The organism is Acidiluteibacter sp., from assembly GCF_055129545.1.
Window position 1 is genome coordinate 95,597 of record NZ_JBSRUB010000009.1, and the last position, 21,761, is coordinate 117,357.

Annotated in this window: 23 protein-coding genes and 1 tRNA gene; 14 read left to right on the forward strand and 10 right to left on the reverse strand. The window is 33.6% G+C overall.

Features of this window, described 5'->3' with window-relative positions:
* Positions 1–27 precede the first annotated feature (27 nt).
* Positions 28–459 carry a glyoxalase gene (locus ACTB0X_RS04085; RefSeq protein WP_463023717.1) on the forward strand — a complete coding sequence of 144 codons (432 nt, stop codon included), beginning with the start codon at positions 28–30 and terminating at the stop codon, positions 457–459.
* Here ACTB0X_RS04085 and ACTB0X_RS04090 read toward each other — a convergent pair.
* Positions 454–1,989, reverse strand: a complete 1,536-nt coding sequence (locus ACTB0X_RS04090; RefSeq protein ID WP_463023718.1) for a cryptochrome/photolyase family protein — start codon at positions 1,987–1,989, stop codon at positions 454–456. The two genes, ACTB0X_RS04085 and ACTB0X_RS04090, sit on opposite strands and share 6 nt — an antisense overlap.
* A gap of 36 nt (positions 1,990–2,025) precedes the next feature.
* Positions 2,026–2,490, reverse strand: a complete 465-nt coding sequence (locus ACTB0X_RS04095) for a sterol desaturase family protein (protein ID WP_463023719.1) — start codon at positions 2,488–2,490, stop codon at positions 2,026–2,028.
* Between the two features lie 79 nt (positions 2,491–2,569).
* On the opposite strand from ACTB0X_RS04095, the gene ACTB0X_RS04100 reads away from it, so the two are divergent.
* Both ACTB0X_RS04100 and ACTB0X_RS04105 read left to right on the forward strand, forming a co-directional pair.
* Positions 2,570–3,133 carry a hypothetical protein gene (locus tag ACTB0X_RS04100; RefSeq protein ID WP_463023720.1) on the forward strand — a complete coding sequence of 188 codons (564 nt, stop codon included), beginning with the start codon at positions 2,570–2,572 and terminating at the stop codon, positions 3,131–3,133.
* A 155-nt stretch (positions 3,134–3,288) separates the two neighbouring features.
* Complete coding sequence (locus ACTB0X_RS04105; RefSeq protein WP_463023721.1) at positions 3,289–3,765, forward strand: hypothetical protein; 477 nt, start codon at positions 3,289–3,291, stop codon at positions 3,763–3,765.
* On the opposite strand, the gene ACTB0X_RS04110 is transcribed toward ACTB0X_RS04105, so the two are convergent.
* A complete protein-coding gene (locus tag ACTB0X_RS04110) occupies positions 3,762–4,028 on the reverse strand; it encodes a hypothetical protein (RefSeq protein WP_463023722.1) in 267 nt (88 codons plus the stop codon). The two genes, ACTB0X_RS04105 and ACTB0X_RS04110, sit on opposite strands and share 4 nt — an antisense overlap.
* 84 nt (positions 4,029–4,112) lie before the next feature.
* On the opposite strand from ACTB0X_RS04110, the gene ACTB0X_RS04115 reads away from it, so the two are divergent.
* Positions 4,113–4,904 carry an XRE family transcriptional regulator gene (locus ACTB0X_RS04115; RefSeq protein WP_463023723.1) on the forward strand — a complete coding sequence of 264 codons (792 nt, stop codon included), beginning with the start codon at positions 4,113–4,115 and terminating at the stop codon, positions 4,902–4,904.
* Here the strand turns inward: ACTB0X_RS04115 and ACTB0X_RS04120 are convergent.
* Complete coding sequence (locus ACTB0X_RS04120; protein ID WP_463023724.1) at positions 4,896–5,771, reverse strand: fructosamine kinase family protein; 876 nt, start codon at positions 5,769–5,771, stop codon at positions 4,896–4,898. The two genes, ACTB0X_RS04115 and ACTB0X_RS04120, sit on opposite strands and share 9 nt — an antisense overlap.
* 145 nt (positions 5,772–5,916) lie before the next feature.
* Between ACTB0X_RS04120 and ACTB0X_RS04125 the strand changes: the two genes are divergently transcribed.
* Positions 5,917–5,990: transfer RNA gene (locus ACTB0X_RS04125), tRNA-Ala, on the forward strand.
* A gap of 85 nt (positions 5,991–6,075) precedes the next feature.
* Here the strand turns inward: ACTB0X_RS04125 and ACTB0X_RS04130 are convergent.
* Entirely contained in the window at positions 6,076–6,759 is a 684-nt protein-coding gene (locus tag ACTB0X_RS04130) for a YdcF family protein (protein ID WP_463023725.1), read from the reverse strand.
* A 163-nt stretch (positions 6,760–6,922) separates the two neighbouring features.
* Between ACTB0X_RS04130 and ACTB0X_RS04135 the strand changes: the two genes are divergently transcribed.
* Entirely contained in the window at positions 6,923–7,918 is a 996-nt protein-coding gene (locus tag ACTB0X_RS04135) for an Omp28-related outer membrane protein (RefSeq protein ID WP_463023726.1), read from the forward strand.
* A gap of 115 nt (positions 7,919–8,033) precedes the next feature.
* On the opposite strand, the gene ACTB0X_RS04140 is transcribed toward ACTB0X_RS04135, so the two are convergent.
* The 5 genes from ACTB0X_RS04140 to ACTB0X_RS04160 form a co-directional block, all read right to left on the reverse strand.
* On the reverse strand, positions 8,034–9,524 hold the full coding sequence (locus tag ACTB0X_RS04140; protein ID WP_463023727.1) for a PP2C family protein-serine/threonine phosphatase: 1,491 nt from the start codon (positions 9,522–9,524) through the stop codon (positions 8,034–8,036).
* 108 nt (positions 9,525–9,632) lie between these two features.
* A complete protein-coding gene (locus ACTB0X_RS04145) occupies positions 9,633–10,808 on the reverse strand; it encodes an SPOR domain-containing protein (RefSeq protein WP_463023728.1) in 1,176 nt (391 codons plus the stop codon).
* Between the two features lie 2 nt (positions 10,809–10,810).
* Positions 10,811–12,064 (reverse strand): SPOR domain-containing protein, encoded by a 1,254-nt coding sequence (locus tag ACTB0X_RS04150; protein ID WP_463023729.1) that lies wholly within the window; start codon positions 12,062–12,064, stop codon positions 10,811–10,813.
* 104 nt (positions 12,065–12,168) lie between these two features.
* A complete protein-coding gene (locus tag ACTB0X_RS04155) occupies positions 12,169–12,669 on the reverse strand; it encodes a hypothetical protein (protein ID WP_463023730.1) in 501 nt (166 codons plus the stop codon).
* Between the two features lie 16 nt (positions 12,670–12,685).
* Positions 12,686–14,131: an aldehyde dehydrogenase gene (locus tag ACTB0X_RS04160; RefSeq protein ID WP_463023731.1), complete on the reverse strand. Its 1,446-nt coding sequence runs from the start codon at positions 14,129–14,131 to the stop codon at positions 12,686–12,688.
* A 242-nt stretch (positions 14,132–14,373) separates the two neighbouring features.
* On the opposite strand from ACTB0X_RS04160, the gene ACTB0X_RS04165 reads away from it, so the two are divergent.
* The 8 genes from ACTB0X_RS04165 (at position 14,374) to ACTB0X_RS04200 (ending at position 21,705) form a co-directional block, all read left to right on the forward strand.
* Entirely contained in the window at positions 14,374–15,948 is a 1,575-nt protein-coding gene (locus ACTB0X_RS04165) for a sensor histidine kinase (protein WP_463023732.1), read from the forward strand.
* 3 nt (positions 15,949–15,951) lie between these two features.
* Entirely contained in the window at positions 15,952–16,668 is a 717-nt protein-coding gene (locus ACTB0X_RS04170; RefSeq protein WP_463023733.1) for a response regulator transcription factor, read from the forward strand.
* A gap of 3 nt (positions 16,669–16,671) precedes the next feature.
* Positions 16,672–17,499, forward strand: a complete 828-nt coding sequence (locus ACTB0X_RS04175) for a universal stress protein (RefSeq protein WP_463023734.1) — start codon at positions 16,672–16,674, stop codon at positions 17,497–17,499.
* Between the two features lie 62 nt (positions 17,500–17,561).
* A complete protein-coding gene (locus tag ACTB0X_RS04180) occupies positions 17,562–17,966 on the forward strand; it encodes a hypothetical protein (RefSeq protein WP_463023735.1) in 405 nt (134 codons plus the stop codon).
* A gap of 81 nt (positions 17,967–18,047) precedes the next feature.
* Positions 18,048–18,581, forward strand: a complete 534-nt coding sequence (locus ACTB0X_RS04185) for a YfiR family protein (RefSeq protein WP_463023736.1) — start codon at positions 18,048–18,050, stop codon at positions 18,579–18,581.
* Between the two features lie 2 nt (positions 18,582–18,583).
* Positions 18,584–19,480, forward strand: a complete 897-nt coding sequence (locus ACTB0X_RS04190; RefSeq protein ID WP_463023737.1) for a hypothetical protein — start codon at positions 18,584–18,586, stop codon at positions 19,478–19,480.
* 20 nt (positions 19,481–19,500) lie between these two features.
* Positions 19,501–21,288, forward strand: coding sequence for a SpoIIE family protein phosphatase (locus tag ACTB0X_RS04195; RefSeq protein ID WP_463023738.1), 1,788 nt, complete (start codon positions 19,501–19,503; stop codon positions 21,286–21,288).
* A 12-nt stretch (positions 21,289–21,300) separates the two neighbouring features.
* The gene (locus ACTB0X_RS04200; protein WP_463023739.1) at positions 21,301–21,705 is read left to right on the forward strand and encodes a hypothetical protein; all 405 of its coding nucleotides are present in this window, start codon (positions 21,301–21,303) and stop codon (positions 21,703–21,705) included.
* Positions 21,706–21,761: the final 56 nt, after the last annotated feature.

Here is a 21,761-nt window from a genome sequence, read left to right on the forward strand (position 1 = left end):
AAGGGGTATTTTTAACACTAAATAGTATTGTTTACAAAACATAGCGGTGATGTAGTTTGTTATTACTACATGAAAGAGCGAGATGAATTATTGATAGACATGCGGGTTGACTTGGAGTTATCTACTGAGCAATCAAAACCAATTGAAGTATTTCAATCCAATGCCTTACGTCCGATTTTGAAGTTTCAAAATTTGATCATTTTAGAAATCTTTAAAGACCATATTAAAAGGACGAAGCGCACCTTTTCTGCATTAAACCAAAAGGTTCAATTGGAAATAATAAAGGACAGCTTAATAGAAGATCAACGATTAAAGAATAAAATAATTTTTATTGTTGTTGCGTTTTTTACGGTTGAGGAATTTAATTTCTACAGCCAAAATTTGAATGAGGTCAACAAGCGAATCGTTAGTATGGCAACTCAGCGACTGCAAGATCAGTTGTCGAGATTAATACTATAAATCATTGATATTGGTTAAGTAGAATTCTGCTTGTTCAAGAATTTTTGCTTGCTGCTCACCATCCATTTTTCTCCAAAGATTGAGCATCATTCCCATTCTTGGATTGTTTGATAGATAGGCTTCGTGATGGGAAATGAAATTCCAATAAAGGCTATTGAATGGACAAGCTTTATCACCAGTTTTTTGTTTCTTATCGTAATAGCAACTTCCACAATAGTTACTCATTTTATCTATGTAATTGGCAGATGAAATATAAGGTTTGGTAGCAATGATTCCTCCGTCTGCGTATTGACTCATTCCCCTTGTGTTTGGCATTTCTACCCACTCAATGGCATCAATGTATATTCCCAAATACCATTCATCGACTTGGTCTGGATGAACATTGGCCAGCAGCGCAAAATTCCCAGTGACCATCAATCGCTGAATGTGATGTGCATAGGCATATTCTAACGACTGAGTAATGGCTGACTTTAAGCAATTCATTTTAGTTTTACCTGTCCAGTAAAATTCTGGTAAATTTCTGTTGTGATTTAATTCATTGGCATTTGCATATTCAGGCATCTTTGCCCAATACATGCCTCTCATGTATTCTCTCCATCCAATAATCTGACGCACAAAACCTTCGATCTGTGAAATGTCAATTTTATCTGTATTACTATGATAGAATTCAAGTGCTTTATTTATTACTTCTTTTGTGCCTAGCATTTTAGTATTCAATGAAAAAGAAATCCTAGAGTGATAAACACTCCATTCATTCACAGCCATTGCATCTTGAAAATCGCCAAAAAGAGATAAACAATTCTCAAAAAAGTGATCTAACAGTTCAAGACTTTCTGTTCTATTTATGGGCCAAGAAAAATGTTTTGGATCTACTTTGCCAATTGTTTTTACTCCAGCTTTATTGATTGTATTCAACAGTTCCGAAACATCATGATCAAAAATGAATGGTGCTGTCGGCTTGTGCTTTTGTGGCAATTTTTTTCGATTGCTAGCATCATAATTCCATTTACCACCCAACGGTTTTTTGCCCTCCATGAGGACATCGTGTTTTTCTCGCATCATTCGATAAAAACTTTCCATCACCCATTGCTTTTTTCCTTTAAAATGAGTCTTTAATTCTTCTCTTTTAGTGTAAAAATGTTCTGTTTCATAGCTTTTTGTATTCAATTTTAACTTGGAACAGAATTGCTTTAATTGCTTATCCAAACGATATTCATCAGGAAGTTGATACTCAAATTGGTTTATCTTTTCAGTTTGAATGATTGAGTTGAGGTTGTCTTCAAGAGCTTGTTTATTTTTTTCATCATTAATTTGTAGGTAGATGACGTGATGACCTTGCTCTTTTAAATGATTTGAAAATTCCCTCATTGCCGAGAAAAATCCAATCACTTTCTGAATGTGATGGGTGGTATAATCCGTCTCTTGACGCATTTCCATCATACAGTAGGATACATTAGAATCAACTTGGCTAAACCAACTGTGGTTGCTGTTGAGTTGGTCACCGAGAATTAGTCGTAAAATCTTTGACATGGATAGAAATTAAATTCTACCAACGTTTAATTCAATCTATTTGTTCGATTTAGCAGCTTCTTTGAAATATTTTAAAGGAACTAAAAGCATTCCAAAACATTCTCCCTCTCCTTTCCCTAAATGTTTGTGGTGCACTTTGTGTGCTTTTCGAATAGCTCTAAAGTAAATATTATCTGTTTTTTTCAGCCAATTGAATCGTTGATGAATAAAAACATCGTGAACTAAAAAGTAAGCGATACCATAAAGTAAAATTCCCAACCCTATTGAAAGGCCAAAACTAAAAATGCCCAATTGCCATAAAAAGAATAATCCGGTGCTAATGACAGCATAAAAAATAAAGTAAACATCGTTTTTTTCAAACCAACCTGAATGAGGCTGGTGATGGTCTTTGTGCAGGTACCATCCAAAACCATGCATAATATATTTGTGTGAAAACCAAGCCATAAATTCCATAAAGAAGAATGTAGCTATGGTAACAAGGATATATAAAGTCGTTTCCATATGAGGCAAATTTAACCAGTTTTCAACTAGAATAAACAGTTCTTAGCCTCGAATGTTTAATCATTATACTAAGTTTGAAATGAAGCTAAAGAAATATTTTTATTACTGGATTGTTGGTATGATCGTGTTGATAACGCTTTTTGCAGTTTTTGGTCCTAAAGTGAAACGGTTAGATCTGAAGTCCATCAACTTTATTAGCACAGAATCATCAGAGCTCTATTTTAAGAATATTAGGTCGTTTTCTTATGATCGTGTAGTAGACGAAAAGGCAAACTTTATTTTATACCGCATCAAAAGTAGAGAAGAGGATACTACTGTCTTTGGTCTTAACTTTCTTATAGTAAGTAATTGGTTGCAAGATGAAAATTATATTCTTGCAGAATTTCACCCTTATAATTTCATTTTAAACGGACTGCATTGTGAAAATGAAAGAGGTTCTGACACCATTAAATTGAATGGTTCTGACGTGGAGGCTCATTATGTTTTTGCAGCTAATTTTTATGAGCAATTATTTGCAGATTCTAGGTTTTTCTATCATAACAACCAGGAAAGCCTAGTAGAATTAGTTATTTCAGAAGAGCAGAGAAAGTCGCTAGAGAAATCATTGAAGGACTATTTTAAACTAGTAGGAAAACTACGTTAACGATTCTTTTATTCTAGGTTAAGTCATTCATCTAATTACTGCTTTTTGATTAATAAAAATAGAATTAAACTTCCATTTTATTAATAATACCATAAACTCAACTTGAACTTAAATTTCGAATACTAACTCAAATTTGCGGTGTAAAAATTAAACAGATGAAAACTACAAACAGCAAAGTCGAGTATTTAATTTCAATCGTATTAATCACTTTATTAATGACACTTTCCGTCATTAGTACATTTGGTCAGTGCAATGGTTTTGTAAAAAACATGGATCGCCAATCTTTAAACTTATTTGAAACATGTGAAGGAGCACAAGCTGCAAAAATGTATCCTGGAGACTCCGCAACTATCGATCAACTTTTGTTAGCTAACCGGACTTATCGACTAGTATTGAAAGCCGACAAATACTTAGGTGAAGTTTCAACAGAATTAACAGAAGATCTGAATGATGGAATTCTTTATGTTAATCAAACTGCAGAATATATTGATTTACGATCTATTAGAGATCGCACAGTTACACTAAAGGTGGCCATTCCTGCCAAAAATACTTCTAATAGAATAGAGCGCTCAGGCTGCGTAGCTATCGCAATAGCAAGTGGATTGGTGGAGGATTTAGCCACTAATCCTTAAGCAGCTTTGTAAATAATATTGACCATCTCAGGTTTAAAGTCCAAAGACCTTCCCTCAATAACAATGTGCCATGAACCGTTCGTTGGTTTCAAAAAATGGCAATACTGATCTTTGATTAATATTCGAGTACCATTGTAGTTGCCAGCATTTCTTAGAAGGTTAAAATTTTCTTCATCCAATAAAATCACCTCTGTTTCATTCGGAAGTTCTATTGCGATGTATCCAGGGTGACTTCCTCTTATTTTATGATATATCTGTCTCATGTTGCTAAATTAATTAGTATTGTTTAAATTTACCCATCAAAAATACTAAAATATTTAGTTTACTAATATAATTAGCAAAATAAAATGAATTTTTTTGCATCAAATATTAAATTCCTTCGAAAACAGAAGGGTTTAACACAATCAGAATTAGCTGATAAGATAGGAATAAATCGTCCAAAAATTGGTTCTTACGAAGAAGGCCGAGCAGAACCTAAGTTGAGTGTTATACAACAAATTTCTCATTTTTATAAAGTAAATATTGATGAATTGCTGGAAATTGACTTGTCTTTAACGCAATCAAGGTTAAAAGACATCAATGGATCCAATTTACGTGTTTTGCCAATAATAGTAGATCGAAACAATATGGAACAAATTTCATTGGTTCCAATTAAGGCTGCTGCAGGATATTTAGAAGGATATTCAGATTTAGAATACATTGAACAATTACCGACTTTTCAATTGCCAATTAACGAGTTAAGCCCTAATTCAACTTATAGAATGTTTCAAATAAATGGGGATTCAATGTTACCAATTCCTTCTGGGGCTTATATTATTGGGGAATATTTGCTTGATTGGGCCACTATAAAAAATCAGCAACCGGCTATTGTAGTCTCATCAAATGATGGAGTTGTTTTTAAACGAATTGAGAATAGAATTAAGGAGGATAGTTCAATTGTATTACATTCAGATAACAAATTCTATACGCCATATTCCATTAAAATCGATGAGGTAACTGAAGTTTGGAAAGCAATTGGCTATCTAAGTTTTGAGTTGTCAGCTGGTTTGTCAGATGCTACTAATCAATTGGGGCAAATGAATGAGATGTTATTACAATTACAACAGGAAGTAAAAGAGTTAAAAGGAAACTTAAACTAATCGCTTAATCACAGATTTTACACGTTGTGCATAACTAGCTCCAAACAAATTGACATGAACCATTAAAGGGTATAAATTGGCAATGTCAACCCGTGATTCCCAATCTTTTTCTAATGGAAATTGCGCATTATAATGACTGTAAAATTGCTTGTCAAATCCACCGAAAAGCAAACTCATGGCAATGTCAACTTCACGATGACCATAATATACTGCGGGGTCAATCAAAATCGGAGTATTATTTTTACCTATTAAAAAGTTTCCAGACCATAAATCACCATGTAATAATGAAGGTTTTTCAGTTGGAAAGATTGACCCAATCTTAGGATATATTTTTTCAAATTGTGAAACAAAATGGGCATCAACAGACTGGTTATCTCTGGCCATTTGACATTGTACCATTAATCTATTTTCTACAAAAAACTCACTCCAAATCTGTTTTTCAGAATTCAATTGCTTTAATGACCCATTGTAATTGTCTTCCTTATATCCAAATTTTTTAGCTGTGCTTTGGTGTAACAAAGCTAGTTTTTCGGCAAAAAATTGCCAAAACTGGTCATTAGCTTGATGGGTTTCTACGTAATCTAAAACCAGAAAGGATAGATCAGCGAATTCACCCTTGCAAACAAATTTTGGTACATAGAAAAAATCACTTAAGTGGATCAGCCCATTTAACTCTTTTTCGAACATTTTCGGAAACGCCTTCTGTTGATTTATTTTTATAAAAAAGGAACTTTTGGAAGTAAGTAATTCATAAGAGAAATTGACAGATCCCCCATGCAGTTGTTTGTAATCAATGATTTTTACAGTTGTTGATTGGTGCTGATTAATTGAATTTTCTATGTAAAGGAGGAAGTCTTTATTCAACATTTTAGGAGGGAATCAATAAAAATATAGGGCGGCAAAAATAAGAACTCTCAAGAAAAGGTGCGGCAGTTATTTCATTAAATAGTTATACAAAATTACGATGGAATAAAAATGGATTCAAATTATTAGTTACTTTTGGAAACCCTATGGGGGATTAGCTCAGCTGGCTAGAGCGCTACGCTGGCAGTGTAGAGGTCATCGGTTCGACTCCGATATTCTCCACGAAAAACGATGTTGTTAATTCAATGTCGTTTTTTTTTTTAACTATATTTTTCTTTGTTAATGGGTTGAAAGTATGATTGGATATTTATATCCACCCTTTTATCCAATAGTAGGCAATGGCGCAATATTCTCTTATCACTCTAATCTCATATTGAAGGTAGCTCCAAACATTGTAACGTAAGTTGACGTTTTTAATCTGTGTTTTAGCCTCTGAACTATTTCGTAAAGAGCGTTCTTCATTCGGAGTTTCAAATGCCGGCAAGCTTCCAACATTATTGTATCCCAACTTATTAAAGGTTTTAATACTCCGTAACATATGTTCTGGATTCGTGATAATTAAAATGGATGTATTTTGTGTAATTGTTTTTGAAATGGCTTTTATCTGTGTATAAGTGTTATATCCTGTTGGCTCAAATGAAATTCTACTTGAATCTACCCCTTTATTGATGATTTCTTTAGCCATTAATTTTAGGGACTTATAACTACCTTTTGAATCATTCGGTAATGCTATAATTACCTTACTATTAGGAAACTCTATTGCAGATTCTGCTCCATAATAGGCTTTTATCAATGCATCAGGGCTTGGCATGCCATTTCCACTTAGAAGCACTATGTGTGTAGGGTTAGAATTTAATTCATAATCGGTAGCAGCTAGTTGATGGTAAGCGATGTAAGGTATGCTAGTAAAACTCAAAAAAACCAGTATCAATGATATGATTCCAAAGATGAATGTAATTATTTTGGCATAACGTTGTAGTTGCTTTTTCACTTCTCAAATTTATAACATTTCTATTCGCTTATAAAAATTCATTGTATAATTTACAACAGAAGTATCATTATTAAGTTAATTTTTGTAAGTGTTCTCTTAATTATTCTTAAATTAGGCGCCTAATAAATTGGAATTTAATTACAAAATGTAATCTATAAAAATTATGAAAACAAATAAAATACTAATTATGCTTTCGTTAGGTTTAGCAATTGGCTTTGCTAGCTGCGAAAAAGAGGGCGCTTTGACTCCAAACCCTAAATACCTAGAAGTGCCTGTTATTCCGGGAGGAAATGATACCACCATAACCGATACTACCAATGGTGGTGGAGGTGGTGACACTACTTCAAGTGGAGGGGGACAGCCACCTGCAGGTTTTATGGCAGCTACAACTGTTAATAAAAGAGTCGCATTATTAGAAGATTTTACAGGAGTTAGATGCCAATATTGTCCTGCAGGACATGATGTAGCTGTAAATATTAAGAACACGATGGGATCTAAATTTATTGTAATGGCTGTACATGGAGGTACTTATGCAACGCCTGCTCCTGGATGGATGGATTTTAATACTGCATTTGCTCAAGCATTAATAGATCAATCTAAAGTTTCTGGATATCCTGCTGGACAAATGAATAGGTTACCAGCTGGTGATCTTGGTTCTACTGCGCAAAAACCTGCTGATAATGGTATGGCTATGGGCAGAGGTGAATGGTCCAATGCTGCAAATGCAGCAGCTAACTTAAATGCACCGGTTAACATTGGAGCTAAAGCTAAATTAGTTGGTTCTAACTTAACCGTAGATGTAGACTTGTATTACACAGCAACAGAAGCTGCTGGTAACTCTATTAATGTGGCTTTGTTACAATCTGGGATTTCTTCTAACCAATCAATAGTTGGTGGTCCAAACACAGGCCAACCTGGATACATTCAAAATCATGTCCTAAGAGATTTTATTACTGGTCAATGGGGTGAAACTGTTACCACCTCAACTGAAAAGGATCACTTTGTAAGAAGAACCTACAACTATACTATTCCTGCTGACTATAATGGTTCAGGTCCTGATGGTGGAGGCCCCGTGGTTACTGCTGACATGAAAGTTGTTGTGTTTGTCACAAGAGGTACAAAGGATGTACTGAATGCTATTGAAGTAGCTATTCAATAAAAAAGAATTTAGTTAAAATAAAATAGGCTATCTGAATAATCAGGTAGCTTATTTTTTTTGGCAAACTCTAAAATTAGAGAAAAGGTGTAACTTATAGATTCTTAAGGGTATTTGATTATACTCTAAATCCTATGACTAGAATATCGTCTACTTGTTCCTCGTCTCCCATCCAATCTATTAGCTCTCTTTTTAGAAGTGTTTCTTGCTTATCCATTGTATGTTGTTGAATGGAGTGTAAGAATTTTTTAAATCGTCCAACGAGGTACTTTTTGTTTCGATCACCTCCAAACTGATCTGGGTAACCATCTGAAAAAAGATAAATGGTATCGCCCTTTTTCAATGGAATTTCATGGCTGCTGAATTGTTTTCTTTGGTCTAAAAAATCACCACCGATCGAAAGGGCATCACCTTTAATTATGGTTAATTCGTCATTTCTTACCAAATATAATGGACGTTGAGCGCCCGAAAATTCCAGGATATTATCTATAAAATTGATTGAACAAAGTGCGATGTCCATTCCATCATTGGAAATGGAGTTGATTCCTTTTTGTTTTAACGTCCGCACAACTCCTTTATTTAAGTAATTAAGAATAGCACTTGTGCTTAAGTCTTTTCCTTTTGAGGCTATATCATTAAGTAGAGTGTTTCCAATCATGCTCATAAGTGCTCCAGGCACCCCGTGTCCTGTGCAATCTACTGCAGCTATCAGTACTCTACTTTCAATTTTTTTATACCAATAGAAGTCTCCACTTACAATGTCTTTTGGAAGATAGAGAATAAATGACTGCTCCAGTGTTTTTATAATATCCTCTTTAATTGGAAGTATCGACTCTTGAATTCGTTTAGCATATCTAATACTATCGGCAGTTTCCTTATTTTTTCGCTCCAATTGAAATTTGGAGAGCACAAGCTTTTCTTTCAGTTCATCTTCTTTTCTAAGAATCTTTTTCAAGGCACTAATCATGATAAGTACGATGATTGTAAAAATTACCAATGATATAGAGATATTAATGAATATCTTGCTTTTTGCTTCAGCAATAAAGTCGTCAAATCGTTGATCTGCTTGAATCAAAGCAATGGTCTTGCCTTCATTGTTTTTTATCGGTGCATTCGCTGAGAGCCAAGTTCCATTTTCACTCTCATAAAAATCTAAACTTCCCCCTTTGTCATATAATGAAATGAGTTCTCTAGGAAATTGCATGTATTGATGTCTAAAGTAGGGGGCAAGAGAGCTACTCACACCAAAATAAAAAGAACTGTCGTACAGAGTGATAGTATAAATGTCAGTTTTTAATTCATTACCAAGCTTTGCACCAAGTAATAGCGTATGAATTTCTTTATATACTGCATCTTGATCATTTGAAGCTATGTCATTTTTGGAAGGATAATGATCAAAAAGGTAACTAAGCTGTTTTTCATCAACTTGGGAAGCCAAAGTAGAAACAATCGCATCAAGTTTATTAAGTTCTCGCTCTTTATGCAGATTAAGTTGGGAAAAGTAGGACGATACAATAAAGTATCCTGAAATGAATAGCATGGAAGAAAAGAGTAGAATTAAAATTCTAGTACTTCTATTCTGAAATATTTGGTGGATTATATTTCCCAATTATTACTTTATTAATATTATTAAATACGTAATACTAAAGATAAAGATTTAAAATCTTTAGATTAAAAAGGTCAAAATAGTATTAAGAAGGTAGTTTTGTCGGGAAAACTACTTTTTTGAATGTTCTTTTGCTTCTTTTATTGGGATTTTATTACCATTGTTGAAAGCTACAATAAATGCTTCTTTTACACCTTCATTAACCAATTGGTCTTTAAGTTTAAGTGCTTCATCATAACTTCCATAATTTCCCACAAGCAGCAATGTTAATCCTTCGTAATTTACTTCTTGAATGTTGTCAACCGTCAGGTATTTATTCGCTAATTCTTGAGGGATCTCTTTTTGAAAAGCACCAACTTGCACCTTGAACGACACTTTGCCAACAATACCACTTTTAATATTGATGTTGTTAACGCTAACTATTGATTCGTTAAACTTTGTATTGTCATTTACGTCTACAATGAAAGCATCAGGTATACCACTTTCTTTAATCACTTCAAGTAAAGATTCCGCTTGTTGCTTGTATGAAAAGTGACCAACTACATATCGGATTAATCCCTTCTTGTCAACAAAAGCATCTACATTTTTAATATTATCAAATCTGCTTGTAGGAATAACTTCGCTAAATGCACCAATTTGAACTCCCCATAATGGAGATTTTGTAGTGTAGCTGATCGTTTTTGTAACCATTCCAACCATTGGATCTTTTTTCTCAACTGGTTCATTTGGTTTTACTTCTTTCTTCACTTCTACTTTTGGAGCTACCACTAATTCAGCAATCGGTAGGTCTTCTTCTTTCACCACTTCTGGAACAGCTTCATAATCGCATTTACTTAAGTTTCTTTCTATTTCTCGAATGAAGTAACCGTCTACTTGATCACCATATTTTTTTAGTTCTGCTAGTGATTTTTCTGCATCAACACATTGGTCATTATCTACTTGTGCAGTAGCTAAATAGTAATAAGTTAGTATGGGTGCTTTATCCTCTCTATAAGTTGATGCGTCATACTTTTCAGTAATGTTTGACGCGGCTTTTTGTAAGTGGAAAATAGCAGAAGCTCTGTTCTTTCCTAATTCTCGATAAGCTGCACCTAATAGAAAGTTATAGTTGGCATTTTCAGGATTCAGATTATACAACGTCTCCAAACTAGGAATGGCTTCTTCGATTTGACGCATCGCTAATAATTGTCTCGACTGAATAAACATTTTTTCCTCATCACTGCTATTTTGGCAAATTACTGAAGTTGAAAATAAAAGACAGATTGATAAAAGTGTACGGTAGTTCATGTTTATTGTAGGTTATTTGCAGGATTCTCGTGAGTATAATTTAATGCATCTATCAAAGGAATCTTTTTCTTTTTATTAAAAGCAACAATGAATGCATCGGAAACTCCAATTTTAACATATTGATCTTTAGCTTGTATTGCTTGTGAATAGGTTGGGAATCCCACCGATGACAAATATGTGATGTTATTAATTGTATACTGTTCCAGATGGCTTATTTTTAGATAGTTTTCAGCTATTTCAGTAGGAATTTCCTCTTTGAATGCGCCAAGCTGTACCCTAAATTCAATCTTTCCGGTTATGGTAGATTTTAAACTAATATTGTCTATGCTAATAACATTTTCAGCGTATTTTTTGTCCTTATTTACATCAACTATAAAAACATCAGGATAGCCTGCATCAATAATCACTTTTTTCAAAGATTCAGCTTGAGAGCGATAGGAGAAATGACCCACAACATAACGAACCCAGCCTGTAGAATCGACAAATGCATCTACATTTTTTAAATCTGGATAGCGAAGGACAGGCATCATTTCTTTGAAAGCTCCCACTTGTATGCCATAAAGTGGCATATTTGTAGTATATTCTATTTCTTTTGTAACAAAGCTAGATGGTTTAACTGGTTCGCTACCTTTTATTTCTTGAACTGGTACTTCTTTCTTTACAGATTGAAATGACAATAAGGGCAATGAGTATTCTGCATCTTCTTCAGTCTTATTTTTATCTATCGGTAACACTTCCTCAACGACTAAAAATTCAAGATCAGCAGGAACCAACTCTTCTTCAACTTTACATTTGTCTAACCAACGTTGAGATTCCCTGGGATAATATTGATCATCATAGGTATAAATTTCCATGAAATTTTCTCGAGTAGTTATGGCTAAATCACACTTTTTATTTTGACTGTAGGCAATTGACAAGTAATAGTGCACATAAATGGGCGCATTTTTCTCCTCATGACTATCAGAATCATACTTTGCTGAAGCATCTTTAATCGCTTTTTTAAGGTGAAAAATAGAGCGTTCTGTTATTATTTCTCCTTCAACGAAACATACGCCAATTAGATAATTTATGTTTGAGTTTGTGCTATCTAATTGATATAGATTGTATAATATTGGTAAGGCTTTCATCATCTTCCGATGTGAAAGGTGAGTCTTCGCTTGATTAAATTTCATTTGAAACTCCTTATCAATTGACTGACTAAAGCTAGAAATTGATAGAGATAGAAAAAACAGTACAATTAGTGATTTAATGTTCATTCTTATGTGTTTGTAACAAATGTATTCTAAATGTTTAAAGCCTCAATCTAAAGTTGGTATTACTATTAACACCTTCTATGTTCAAAACTTAAAAATACCTGAAGCTACAACTTCACTATCTTAATGTTAGTTCCGTCGTTTTTGTATTTCTTATTTTTTAATAATGTGGCAATTACTCCTACAGTTAAAAATGGAATAACGACTTTCAGTGTTTTGTCGTCTACAATAGGGCGGTCATTACTTATTAATCTATTTCCGGCATCTAAAGTAAAATAAACAATACCCCCTTTTATGCCTAGCTGACTCAACAATCTCCAAATATATGGTCCATTAGGGTTTATAATATAATCGATTTGATTTAACTTAATTCTTCTACCTTCCAATACGATTGCTGAATCTTCTATATTTCCTATATAGCCCTTAATTACCTCTTTCTCTTCTTTCACTTTCACTATGATGTAATAGCCTGTATAAAAATGAATTCTTTTTACCTTTCCACCTTTGTCAACAGCCAGTGAGGTTTGTGAAATACAAGTTGTTTGAATACAAAATAGTAATAAAATTAAACCAGTAAATCGAAGAGAGTTTTTGTAGAGGGTTGTCATTTTAAAGTCGGGTTATTTAATTGTACTTTATACAAACATTTTTAGGTTCAGTAAAAAATTGTAAAGCTTCATTTCCCCCTTCTCTTCCAACTCCACTTTGTTTTACACCACCAAAAGGGGTTCTTAAATCTCTCAATAACCAGCAGTTTATCCATACAATTCCAGCATGAATTTTTCTAGAAACATGAGTTGCTTTATTAATGTCTGATGTCCAAACACTACTTGCTAAACCATACTTTGTGCTGTTTGCCATTTTCAACACTTCATCCATTGTTGAGAATGGGGTGATAGTCACTACGGGACCAAAAATTTCTTCTTGATTTGTTCTGCACTGATAATCCAACCCTTCAATAACAGTGGGCTCCATATACCATCCATCTTTTAAACTTTCTGCTAAGTAAACTCTATTTCCGCCCGTCAAAATTGTGCCTCCCTCTTCTTTTGCAAGTGTTACATAAGAAAGTACTTTATTCAAATGAGCTTCTGAAACCAATGCTCCCATGTTCGTTTCCGCTGATTTTGGATCTCCTACTTTAAGATTGTTTACTCTCTTAATGAATTCAGTTTTAAATTTATTATAAAGATTATCTTGGATAAATATTCTAGAACCACATAAGCAAATTTGTCCTTGATTATCAAATGAAGATGAAACTACAGTGGTTAACATTTTTTCAAAATCACAATCATCAAAGATGATGGTTGGATTTTTTCCACCTAATTCTAACGATAACTTCTTAAACATTGGTGCTGCGACTTGTGCAATGTGTTTTCCAGTTTGCGTTCCTCCTGTAAAAGAAATTAATGGGATGTCAGGGTGTGACACGATTGCTTCTCCTACCTTAGGGCCTAAACCATGCACAATATTTAACACACCTTTTGGAAGTCCAGCTTCTATACAAATCTCAGAAAGTAAAAATGCTGTCATTGGAGTAATTTCAGACGGTTTGGCAACAACACAATTTCCGGCAGCAATTGCAGGTGCTATTTTCCAACTAAATAAATAAAGTGGTAAATTCCATGGTGAAATACAACCGGCGACACCCACAGGGTCTCTGTGAGTATAGTTTACCGCATTGTTTTCCATGCTATGAGACTCGGAGCTAAAATGCAAAATAGCTGTTGCGTAGAATCTGAAGTTGTGCGCTGCTCTCGGAATATCAACTCTTTTGGCCAAGCTTAAAGGTTTGCCATTATCTGTAGATTCTGCTTCTGCTAATCGATCTAAATTTTGTTCGATTAAAGTGGAAATTTTATATAAAATTAATGACCGCTCGTCTTTCGATGTATTGCTCCAACCTTCAAAAGCTGCTTTCGCGGCATCTACTGCGAGCTGTACATCTCTGTGATCCGAATCTGGAATTTTAGAATAAACATGACCAGTTGATGGATTGTAATTATCTAAATATTTATTGCTTAATGGTGAAACCAATACACCGTTTATATAGTTCTGAAGCTGCTTCATATCTCCTTTTTTATTAAAAGTAAATGTAATAAATAAGGAGGTTAAAAAACAAAAAGGCACCAAAGGTGCCTTTTAACTGTAGTTTTGATTTAACATAAATTCAATATGTTGTTGTCCATTTTTTATTGGACAATGCCAAGTTAATCCTAACTTTTATAATGAATTGTTAAGCAAGCGTTAAGGCGTGTTAATTAAAGTTAAACACCAGCGATATTGACAATTGGATATTTAACTTCGTCCTTGTGAAAAAATCGAACTTTCTTCTGTTGATTTCAGTGACCTCTGTGGTGTTGTTTGGGATATTGTTGATTCAATTGTATTGGATTAATAATGCCATAGAATTGCGGCGAGAGAAGTTTGACCAAGCAGTGATGGAGAGCTTAGAACAAGCTATTTTTCGATTAGAGAAAAAGGAAGCAATCACTCAAGTAAGTAAGAAATTTAATCAATCTAACTCATCTGATTTAAGTCTCTATCTCCAAGATATGGGAGAAGAAGTAGCTCAACAAAATGGCTTTAGTAGTCCCATAATAAGCCTTGATTCTTCCGGACGAAATCCTAATAGAGAACAGTTTAAAATTGAATTTCCTGGCCCATCTTTTAAAGATTCTAATACCTTTATTATTCGTAAAACTCAAAAAAGAGTGCTTCGATCCGACGAAAATGCGAGTTCAGTTAATAAAGGCTTGACAGCAGATCAGATTAAAAATAAGTCGGTTTTGGTAAATGATATTGTCAATGAATTGGCATTTATTAGCATCAATAAAAGTGCTGTTGAGCGGATTAATATCAATATGTTAGATACTATTGTTCGAAATGAATTAAAGCTAAGGGGCATTCGAGCAGAAGCGATAATTGATATTTATAGCGCAAAGAATAGAGAATTGCTAGCGAATTCAGATAACGAATGGGCAGCGGACCTATTAGAAACTCATTATAGGATCGATCTATTTCCAAATGATTATTTAATGGAAACGGATGCTTTGTTGATTTTATTCCCCAATAGATCCAAATATCTGTTGAAAAAAGTGTGGCAAATCCTGGTAGCTTCCATAATTCTGATTTCTATTTTAATTGGGATATTTTATTTTGCATTGAGGACAATCTTTCAACAAAAACGTATTTCAATCATTAAGAATGATTTCATTAACAATATGACCCATGAATTAAAAACACCAATTTCAACCATTTCTTTAGCATGTGAGGCATTGTCTGATGGCGAGTTGGGGGCCGATGAGAAAAGAAGAACAAATTATGTTCGTATGATTGGTCAGGAAAATAGTCGATTGGCATTATTGGTGGAGAATGTATTGAAAAGTGCAATATGGGATTCTGGTGACTTTGAGCTTAAATTAAAGAAAGTGAAGTTTAACTTTTTAATTGAAGATGTCATAAGAAGTATTGAGATTCAAGTGAAGAGTAGGGGCGGCATTATTACATCTTCTTTTGATGCAGGAGATGATTTGATTTTAGCAGATAAAGTGTTAATTACAAATTTGGTATTTAATTTGCTAGACAATGCAATAAAATATTCTAAAGAAAAACCGGAAATTCATGTTTCCACTGAAATAAAAGGAGCCACTATTAGTTTAACTGTTGAAGATAGTGGAATAGGTATTTCAAAGGTTGATCAAAAGAAGATTTTTGAAAAGTTCTATAGAGTGCCCACAGGAAACATACATAACGTAAAAGGTTTTGGACTGGGTTTAAATTATGTTAAAGAAATTGTAGAGAAACATGGAGGATCCATTACTTTTTCCAGTAAGTTAGGAATTGGAAGTAAGTTTACAGTGTCAATTCCTCTTTTTAAAAAATAAGATATGAAGCAAATAAACGGAACGATTCTATTAGTTGAAGATGATGATAACTTGGGAACATTATTAAGTGAGTACTTAAATTCTAAAGGGTACGAAACAGAGCTTGCCACAGATGGAGAAAGAGGCTTAAAAAAGTTTTTGAATCAATCATTTGATTTGTGTATTTTAGATGTAATGATGCCCGTGATGGATGGATTTACCTTAGCGAGAGAAATTAGATCTCTAAATTCTGATATTCCGATTGTCTTTTTAACGGCAAAAAGTATGAAGGAAGATACGATGGAAGGGTTTACTTTAGGGGCAGATGATTATATTACCAAGCCATTTAGTATGGAGGTATTATTGTTGAGAATTAAAGCCATTTTGAGAAGATCTCAAGATGCTGGAGCGATAGATAAGGACCAAACTAGCTTTGATATTGGAAGCTATGAATTTGATTCTGACAGACGAGTGTTGTCAAGAAATGGGAAGGAAGTAAAGTTAACTTCAAAGGAAAATGATTTATTAAAGTTACTTGCCCAAAGTGATGGAAAAACTTTAGAAAGAAAGTCTGCATTGATGCTGATATGGGGAGATGATAATTATTTCAATTCAAGAAGTATGGATGTTTACATTACAAAGCTCAGAAAATACTTGAAAGCTGATGATGGGATAGAAATAATAAATATTCATGGTAAAGGATTTAAATTATATATCAAACAAACTGATCAAAACCCATAGATAATGAATTTACTAGTATTAACAGATTTTTCTAAGAACGCAAAGAATGCTTTAGATTTTGCGTTAGAATTCGCATTGATTAGCAACTCAAAAATAACAGTTTTGAATTGTTTCGAATTGCCTTATTCTAAATCAAATATAGTGACATCTATAATTGATGTATTAAAAGAAGACTCTGAAAAAGGGTTAAAAAAAATTGAAGAAGATGTTAAGTCGAATGAGCGTTTTAAGAATATAACGCTTACCACCTACTCTAATATAGGTGATCTAGAAACAGTAATGCCACAAGTAGCTTCAGAAATAAAAGCAGATGTTATTGTAATGGGGACAAAAGGTTTGAGTGCTTTTGAAGAGTTTTTTATTGGAAGTAATACTACTCGTATGATAAAAACGTCTAAAATACCAGTTCTTGCTATTCCTGAATTTTACGACTACCAGAAGTTTGACGCTATTACCTTTGCTTCAGATTTAGAACCAATAGAAAATCCATTGGGTTTCGATTTGATAAAGAAAATGGCATCAGCATTAAATAAAAAAATAAATATATTACATGTACTTCCTAGTGACGCTGATGAAATAACACATTCTAAAAGAGAAATGTTGGATAAAATAAAGTCAGCATTGTCACCTATTGAATCCTCAAATGTTTTTATTAAAAAGGAGAAAGTTGCGGATGGTTTAACTTCATATCTTCTGGAAAGTGGAGGTGGGTTTTTAGCTATGATAGCCAGAAAGCATTCTCTTTTTGAACGATTATTTCAAGGTTCAAATACTGAAATGCTAGCCAATAGGACTTCAGTTCCATTATTATCCATCCCTGATAGAAAATAATATTAGTTTACTAAATACTCTACTAGCTGTTTAGTAGCTTTGCGAAAAATTTGTCAATACCAGTGAAATTATTTTCATTTAGCTACACCATTATATTTGTTTTAATTATTTCTTTGGGATTAAGTTCTTGTCATAAAGGATTTCATACGCCCAGTCGTGCTCAAAAAAATGCCAAGAGAAATCCATCAACAGGTAAAGATGAAACATCCAGAAAGGGATATTACAGTAATCCCTTTAAAGGAGGAACTAGAGGCGCACTTCAAAAATATAAGCGAAAAAAGCAGAAAAGGCTCTTTAGAAATGGTAGTGGTGCCTATAAAAATAATAAGAACGGCAAAAGTAAATTTAAAATGAAACGAACTGTTAAGAAAAGTCGTTTGAAGTCATCAGGTAGCAATTATAAGAGAAAAGGGAACAATGGTGGATCGAGGAAAAACAACAGTTTATTTAAAACTAGAAAAAAATAATTGGCACGAGTTTCGCTAAATGCATAGTTTTCTGATAAAAAATGTTATTTTAGTGGTTTAATTGAAGTTGATAAATAAAAATTGAAAAAATATAGAATTATATTACTGTTATTTTTAAGCAGCATTGGCTTTAGTTTCGTGGAGTCTAATCCACAAGTGGATACTAACGCCAAAATTAAAGCAGCTTTCTTATACAACTTTACGAAGTATATCGACTGGCCGTCAGAATATAAGTCAGGCAACTTTGTTGTAGGTATCCTTGGAAATAAATCTAACCTCTACAAGGTGCTGTATGACATGTCAAAAACCAAAAAGGTGGCGAGTCAAGAATTCGAAATACAGGTTTATTCAAGCCCATCAGAAATAAATGATAAAATACATATACTTTATATTCCTGACGATGCATCTGCTAATTTGAGTGGAGCGGTACAAAAATTGAAAGGGAAAAGTACATTGATTGTAACTGAAGCTCCAGGTTTAACTCAACAAGGTTCTGGAATCAATTTCGTTGTAGTTGCAAATAGACAAAAATTTGAATTAAATAAGTTAAACGTCGAAAAACATAACCTTAAGGTTAGTAAAAGTTTAGAAGACGTAGCACTAGTAGTTAAATAATTATGAAAAAGCTATTTTATATATTGGCTTTTCTGCTTCTTTGGTCCTCCAATGTTGTGCATGCGCAAAACAAATTGCTCAATGCTATTTATGCACTTCAAAATAAAGAATTAGTAAAAGCGCAGGAGCTTATAGATGCTGCCATTGTTGATACGTTGTTTCAAGACGATTCTAGAACATGGTATTACCGCGGAAATATCTATAAAGAAATGTACAAAGAGTTAGAATCGGAGAATAAATTATCTCCTTCTAGATTGGTGGCTGTTGAATCTTTTAAGAAAGCCTATGAGCTGGATAAAGGTGGTGAAATAAGTGTTAGTACTCAAAAGAATTTGACATTTTTAGCAACCACAATTTATAACGACGCTGCAATTTCATTTAATCCGGAATCATATGAAATAGCGATATCTAATTATGAGCTTTCGAAAGAAATCATGAGCTATGTGAAACCAGAATCCGATTTTAGTGAAAGGGATATTCAGTTTAAATTGGCATTGGCCACCACTTTTACGCAAATGGCTACAACTGACACTGCAGATCCAAAAGGGTACCTATTGAAGGTAAAAAATCTTTATCAAGAAATACTAAAAGTTGACTCCAATAATATTAGTGCAAATTATAATATGGGTATTTTATTTTACAATGAAGGAGTAGACATTGTAAATAATATGGATTACAGTTTAGATTTGGAAGAACTTAATAGTATTCAAGATCAAATTCTAGCACTTTTTAAGAAGTCATTACCTTATATGAAAAAGGCTTATGATTTAAATCCTAAGAGAGAAGAAACATTAATTGGCTTGCAAGGGATTTACTACAGCCTAAATGATTTAGCGAAATCAGAAGCATATAAACAAGAACTTCAAAATCTTAAAGAAGTAGAGGAAGTAGAAAAGTAAACAACCGCTTATTAGCAATTATGAGTTTTAGAGTAACGATTGGTAAGAAGATTGGTTTCGGTTTTGGAATTCTAATTTTTCTTACATTAATTATATTTGTCACTACTTACATTAGGCTTGCTGAATCCAGAACCCTAAATGATAAAATTAATAATATCTATAGTCCAACAAATGCAAGTTTGCAGGAGTTGAGATTTATGATTTTAGAGTCTACATCACTTATCGCAAAATGGCCTTCAGAGCCGAAAGAAGACGAACCTTTCAAATTACGTTTAAATCAAATTATGGACACCGCTTACCCTGAGTTAAAGGTAAGACTGGATGGGATGTTTGGGGAACAGTTTGGTTCAGAAAAAGACAGCATTAAAGTAATTTTTGAAGATATCCAATTGTTATTTAACTCATATCAGGAGCTTAAGGATATATTCTACTCATTTGAGAGTTATGGAGATTTACAGAATGATTTTCTAGCAGGATATATGCTCGCTGAAGGTGGAGATATTGATTTTCAATCTAAAAAATTACTCAATGAGTTAGATCACCTTATATTGTTGCAGAGAAAACAATTAAAGTCGCAAATCGACTTTATGACAGAGTCATTTGAAGATTTGCAGAATCTCGTAAAATATTTAGGATTATCTCTAATACTCGGTGGGATTTTGATTGCCATTTACACCACAAGAAGTATTGTAAAACCTATTCAAAACCTTAGAGAAGTTTTGGTTAGATTGGGTAAAGGAGTGTTTCCAAGGAAAAAAATTAACGAAGGAAATGATGAAATTGGAGATATGATTCGTGCCATGAATAATGTGGTGGATGGATTAAAACGAACCAAAGATTTTGCTAACGAAATTGGAACAGGAAATTTCGGTTCAGTATATACACCGCTTAGTAATAGTGATCAGCTTGGACATGCCTTGTTAAAGATGCGCGAGGATTTGGCTGAAAATGAGCGAATGCTGGAGGAAAAAGTAAGATTAAGAACTGCTGAGGTAGTCCAACAAAAGGAAGAAATTGAAGAACAGAAACATAAAATAGAGGAGTATTATACTCAGGTGACCGATAGTATTAATTATGCGAAACGGATTCAAGATGCCATCTTACCACCTGAGCGTTTAACCAATGAACTTTTACCCGATTCTTTCATACTGTTTAAGCCGAAAGATATTGTAAGTGGTGACTTTTATTGGATGGAACGCTCTAAAGATAAAGTGTTTTTTGCTGCTGTAGATTGTACAGGTCATGGTGTTCCCGGAGCATTTATGAGTATTGTAGGACACAATAACTTGAAAAGTGCGCTTCAACGCACCAACGGAGAAAGTCCTGCTCTTGTACTTGACGAATTAAATAAAGGAGTCTCTGAAACATTGCACCAAAAAGAAGAAGGTTCATCAAGTAAAGATGGAATGGATATAGCTTGTTGTGCCTTAAATTATAATACACTTGAACTTGAATATGCAGGAGCATTTAATCCGCTCTATTTACTAAGAGACGGAGAAATTGAACAAATAAAGGCCAACAAATTTCCAATTGGTTCATTTTTACCAGGAAAGGAAGAGTCATTTACCAATAATAAAATCAAGTTAAAATCTGGAGATTTATTATACGTTTTCTCAGATGGATACGCTGATCAATTCGGTGGACCCAAAGGTAAAAAAATGATGTATAAGCGATTTAGAGAGCTCCTTATAGAGGTTAGCGACTTGCCAATGAGTGAGCAATCTGAAAAGTTAGATGGATTTCTAAAATCATGGATGGGTGAGGAGGAGCAGGTTGATGATATAATTGTTATCGGCGTTCGCGTTTAAAAATTCTATTAGATGAAGAAAGATATTGATATTCCTAAGGTAGAAGGAGTATACGTTGCTATTGTTCCCGAAACAATAGAGGGTGTGAAATCGTGGTATGTAAATCTAATAAATGAAAATAAATCTCCTTTGACAAGTGTCATGGTGAGTTCTAGTGGTTACCTTATAAATTTGGATGGAGAGGAGATTAAAACATCAATTCTTAGACATATGATTGCTGATATACCGCCATCAAGCTTTGCAAAAGTAGAATCCATCATGGAGGATGTATTTCACTTAAACAATCAATTCTGGGTTAGTTACCAGATGAATGGTAAGATGTATGATAAGAAATATATTTTTCATGCTGATACAGTTTCTGAAAAAAACTTTTCTGATATTCCGGTTATAGATACTCAAGGAGTAATGATTAAATAAGTATTGTTCATGATTTAGATTCTATATAAATCAATTACCTTTACAGAACTACTAAC